Consider the following 3,925-nt stretch of genomic DNA (forward strand, 5'->3'; position numbering starts at 1 on the left):
TTATCGGTAAATCCAAAACTAAGAAAGCGCCGCTAAGGAATAGTAATTTGACAAAAAGGAAAGAAGCGACACCAAAACCACGGTAGATAAACAAATCGGCTATATAAGCCCCAAATTTACCCAGCCAGTTTTCCACTACTTCATTTCGGTTGGTAAAGGCATCCACGGCACTTTGATCAGCCTGACCTGAGGCAACGCCCTGGCCGGAAACAAAGAAGGAAATAAAAGAAACCAGAAAAGCAATTGATAGTAAAACCAACAAAAAACCAAAGAGCATTCGGTATTGCTTTTTAGTCTTTAGAATTTTAATGTCCGAGTTGGGATCTTTCTTGTTATCGGGAGTTTCTTTTTTTACTGTTTTGGCCATTGGTTATTTATAAACGCTATAAAAATAGAAATTTAATCGAATGATTATAGAAATTTTGGAACATAAATTAATAATAATACCGCAATGGCAGCGGTAGCGGCAAACATTACCGCACCGGCAGCAATATCTTTGATAAAGCCAATTTTCTCGTGAAATTCAGGGTGAATGAAGTCGGCAATTTTTTCTACCGCCGTATTCAAACTTTCTACACCCAGTACCAATCCGAATGCTAAGATTTGCAGCATCCATTCGTAACGATCAATGTGAAAATAAAATCCGGCAATAATGCTCAATACGCCAACAGACGATTGCACCATGACACTGTGTTCGGTTGTGATTAGTTTGAGAGCTCCTTTCACGGCAAAGCCTACGCTTTTTAAACGTCCGGTTAAGAAAGAATTGTCTTTTTGGAATTCCATAGGCAAAGAATTACAGAGCCGCTAAGGCCGATTCATAATTAGGTTCGTCAGCAATTTCGGGAACTTGCTCGGTATATTTTACCATACCATTCTCGTCTAAAACAATCACCACCCTTGAATGTAAACCTGCGAATACACTATCGGTAATTTCTAAGCCGTAGTCTTTGCCAAAATTTCCGGTATTGAAATCAGATAGATTGATCACATCGTCTAATCCTTCGGCACCACAAAAACGTTTTTGGGCAAAAGGCAAATCACGGGAAATACACAATACTTTGGTATTCTCCAATTTGCTGGCATCGGCATTGAACGTTCTAACCGAAGTGGCGCAAGTATTGGTGTCTATACTCGGAAAAATATTTAAAACCACTTTGCTTCCGGCAAAATCGGCCAAAGTTACTTTTCCTAAGTTGTTGTCGATTAATTCAAAATGAGGTGCTTTTGTCCCTACTTTCGGTAATTCACCGTTGGTGTGTATTGGGTTTCCGCCTAATGTTATAGATGCCATTTGTCTGTTTTTTTAAGGCTCAAAAGTAGTAAAAATATTTAGGATTTTGGGTTTAGGATTTTGCGAAATAAAATATTCGAAAAGGTTTGGATGGTATCTTTATATTATCGTAATATTGCAATATATAAATATAAGTAAGTATGGGCGCTTCCAAAACAGAACATTTTTCAGCAACACAAAACGAATTAGCTTTATTATTTAAAGCGATAGCACATCCGGCAAGAGTAGCGATTGTGGAATACCTGTTAAAAATAGACACTTGTATTTGTAGTGATATTGTCAACGAATTGCCTTTGGCACAACCCACAGTATCACAGCATTTAAAAGAATTAAAAAACGCGGGCATCATCAAAGGAAGCATTGAAGGTACCGCTATTTGCTACTGTCTCAATCCTGCTGTCATGACCAAAATGGAGCACTATTTTTCAGCCATTTCCAAAGAATTAAAAAACAAATGTTGTTAAAGAATCAAAGAAGTATAACCATCTAACCATCTGATGATATGAAACTCTCAGCAATTAAAACCGAATTAAAAAAGTTGCCGGCTATAGCTTTTCAATTGCCTGACGGCGATTTAGTGCCCAGTCATTTTCATGTGACCGAAGTGGGTAAAGTCAGCAAACATTTTATTGACTGTGGCGGAACCGTTCGCCAGGAAGAAGTCGCTAATTTCCAGCTTTGGGAAGCCAATGATTACAATCACCGTTTGCATCCGGAAAAACTGGTGCACATCATCGAGCTTTCTGAAAAAGTGTTGCAACTGTCCGATTTAGAAATTGAAGTAGAATACCAAATGAAGGACACCATCGGTAAATTCAGTTTGGATTTTGACGGCACTAACTTTCTTTTAACAGCAAAGCAAACCAATTGTTTGGCAAAAGACAATTGCGGGATTCCGGCTGAAAAAATCAAAACAAAAATAGGCGAGTGGCAAGAAAAAAAATCCTGCTGTACTCCTGAATCTAATTGTTGTTAAGGATGACAAAAAAAATAATAAAGTATAAAAAGCCAATTATCATCACACTCGGCATAACGATTCTAAATCTCACGTTAGGCTTTGATATTCGGTTTACTATCATTAATTTGCTTTGGTTATTAGTTTAAATTTATGGAAAGAAAAGAGTATTGGAATAACGTTTTTGTCACTAAGACCGAAAAAGAGGTGAGCTGGTATCAGCCTTATCCTAAGACTTCTATTGAGTTTATAACGGCTTTGGAACTGCCATTAACTGCTAAAATTATTGATGTTGGTGGTGGGGAGAGCTATTTTATAGAGACGCTTCTGGATTTGGGTTATACCAATTTGACTTTGCTTGATGTTTCGTCTAAAGCTATTGAAAATGTAAAAATGCGATTAGGAGAGAAAGGTGCCAAAGTTACTTTTATCGTTTCAGATGTTTTGGATTTTGTTCCTACTGTACAGTATGATTTTTGGCATGATAGAGCTTGTTTTCATTTTTTGACAGAGCCTGAACAAATTGAAAAGTATGCCGATATTGTAGATAAAGCTTTGTCCAATAGCGGCCGGGTGTTTATTGGAGTTTTTTCGGAAGAAGGGCCAAAAAAATGTAGCGGTCTGGATGTCAAACAATACACTATGGAAAGTCTGCGCTTGGTTTTTGAAAAAAAATTCCAACTCAAAGGATGCTTTATCGAAGATCATAAAACCCCTTTTGATACGATTCAGAACTTTCTTTTCTGCGGTTTTAAACGAAAGTAATTGGCATGAAAAATATTTTGGTCTTGTGTACCGGCAATAGTTGTCGAAGCCAAATGGCTCATGGTTATTTGGCACATTTTACTGATGCCGGAAAAGTAAAAGTATATTCTGCCGGAGTGGAAACCCATGGAGTGAATCCTTTGGCAATAGCCATTATGAAAGAAGATGGTATTGATATTTCGAAGCACACTTCAAATAATGTTGAGGAGTATTTTGATATTCCGTTTGATTATGTGATTACGGTTTGTGATAATGCCAAGGAACGCTGTCCGTTTTTTCCAACTCAGGCACAAAGGTTCCATCACAATTTCCCGGATCCTTCAAAAGCAAATGGCACGGCTTCGGCTGTAATAGAAGAGTTTCGAAAAGTGCGAGAACAAATAAAAGACTATTGTAAAGATTTTATCCAAACTAACCAGCTATAACTAAAAAGCCGTTTCTACAGAAACGGCTTTTTAGTTTATCTAATAATCTAATTATTATACGTGCAATGCTCTGTTATCCGTAGCGGCTAAGGCTGCTTCTTTCACGGCTTCCGCAAAAGTTGGATGGGCGTGCGACATTCTGGAAATATCTTCGGCTGAGGCTCTGAATTCCATCGCGGTTACGGCTTCAGCAATTAAGTCGGCACAACGGGCGCCAATCATGTGGATTCCCAATACTTCATCGGTTTTGGCATCGGCCAGTATTTTTACGAAACCGTCTAAATCGGCACTGGCACGGGCTCTTCCCAACGCTTTGAAAGGGAAACTTCCTGCTTTGTAGGCAACGCCATCTGCTTTTAATTGCTCTTCGGTTTTACCAACAGCAGCCACTTCCGGCCAAGTATATACTACACCAGGAATTAAATTATAATCGATGTGTGGTTTTTGTCCGGCTAAAATTTCGGCTACTAAAGTTCCTTCTTCTTC

At 38.4% G+C, this 3,925-nt stretch carries 7 protein-coding genes and 1 pseudogene; 4 read left to right on the forward strand and 4 right to left on the reverse strand.

Features of this window, described 5'->3' with window-relative positions; genetic code table 11:
• From V7D82_RS13460 to tpx, 3 genes are all read right to left on the reverse strand, one after another.
• Positions 1-367: DNA translocase FtsK 4TM domain-containing protein (locus V7D82_RS13460; RefSeq protein WP_333601471.1), on the reverse strand; the 367-nt coding region annotated here is incomplete at its 3' end.
• 44 nt (positions 368-411) lie between these two features.
• A complete protein-coding gene (locus tag V7D82_RS13465; protein WP_333601472.1) occupies positions 412-786 on the reverse strand; it encodes a diacylglycerol kinase in 375 nt (124 codons plus the stop codon).
• Positions 787-796: 10 nt separating this feature from the next.
• Positions 797-1,294: a thiol peroxidase gene (gene tpx / locus V7D82_RS13470; protein ID WP_333601473.1), complete on the reverse strand. Its 498-nt coding sequence runs from the start codon at positions 1,292-1,294 to the stop codon at positions 797-799.
• Positions 1,295-1,434: 140 nt separating this feature from the next.
• Here tpx and V7D82_RS13475 point away from each other — a divergent pair, with 140 nt between their 5' ends.
• The 4 genes from V7D82_RS13475 to V7D82_RS13490 all read left to right on the forward strand — a co-directional run bounded on the left by V7D82_RS13475 (position 1,435) and on the right by V7D82_RS13490 (position 3,439).
• Positions 1,435-1,758 (forward strand): ArsR/SmtB family transcription factor, encoded by a 324-nt coding sequence (locus V7D82_RS13475; RefSeq protein WP_333601474.1) that lies wholly within the window; start codon positions 1,435-1,437, stop codon positions 1,756-1,758.
• Between the two features lie 38 nt (positions 1,759-1,796).
• Positions 1,797-2,270 carry a DUF6428 family protein gene (locus V7D82_RS13480; RefSeq protein ID WP_333601475.1) on the forward strand — a complete coding sequence of 158 codons (474 nt, stop codon included), beginning with the start codon at positions 1,797-1,799 and terminating at the stop codon, positions 2,268-2,270.
• Positions 2,271-2,402: 132 nt separating this feature from the next.
• A complete protein-coding gene (locus V7D82_RS13485) occupies positions 2,403-3,014 on the forward strand; it encodes a class I SAM-dependent methyltransferase (protein ID WP_333601476.1) in 612 nt (203 codons plus the stop codon).
• A 5-nt stretch (positions 3,015-3,019) separates the two neighbouring features.
• Positions 3,020-3,439 (forward strand): arsenate reductase ArsC, encoded by a 420-nt coding sequence (locus V7D82_RS13490; RefSeq protein WP_333601477.1) that lies wholly within the window; start codon positions 3,020-3,022, stop codon positions 3,437-3,439.
• 54 nt (positions 3,440-3,493) lie between these two features.
• On the opposite strand, the pseudogene V7D82_RS13495 reads toward V7D82_RS13490, so the two are convergent.
• A pseudogene (locus tag V7D82_RS13495) lies at positions 3,494-3,925 on the reverse strand (dihydrolipoyl dehydrogenase); the annotation flags it as partial.

It is taken from the genome of Flavobacterium sp., assembly GCF_036741995.1.
GTDB lineage: Bacteria > Bacteroidota > Bacteroidia > Flavobacteriales > Flavobacteriaceae > Flavobacterium.

Coding starts and splice junctions, on each gene's coding strand:
- V7D82_RS13480 (WP_333601475.1), top strand. CDS start 1,797: ATGAAACTCTCAGCAATTAAAACCGAATTAAAAAAGTTGCCGGCTATA.
- V7D82_RS13490 (WP_333601477.1), top strand. CDS start 3,020: ATGAAAAATATTTTGGTCTTGTGTACCGGCAATAGTTGTCGAAGCCAA.
- V7D82_RS13465 (WP_333601472.1), bottom strand. CDS start 786: ATGGAATTCCAAAAAGACAATTCTTTCTTAACCGGACGTTTAAAAAGC.
- V7D82_RS13485 (WP_333601476.1), top strand. CDS start 2,403: ATGGAAAGAAAAGAGTATTGGAATAACGTTTTTGTCACTAAGACCGAA.
- tpx (WP_333601473.1), bottom strand. CDS start 1,294: ATGGCATCTATAACATTAGGCGGAAACCCAATACACACCAACGGTGAA.
- V7D82_RS13475 (WP_333601474.1), top strand. CDS start 1,435: ATGGGCGCTTCCAAAACAGAACATTTTTCAGCAACACAAAACGAATTA.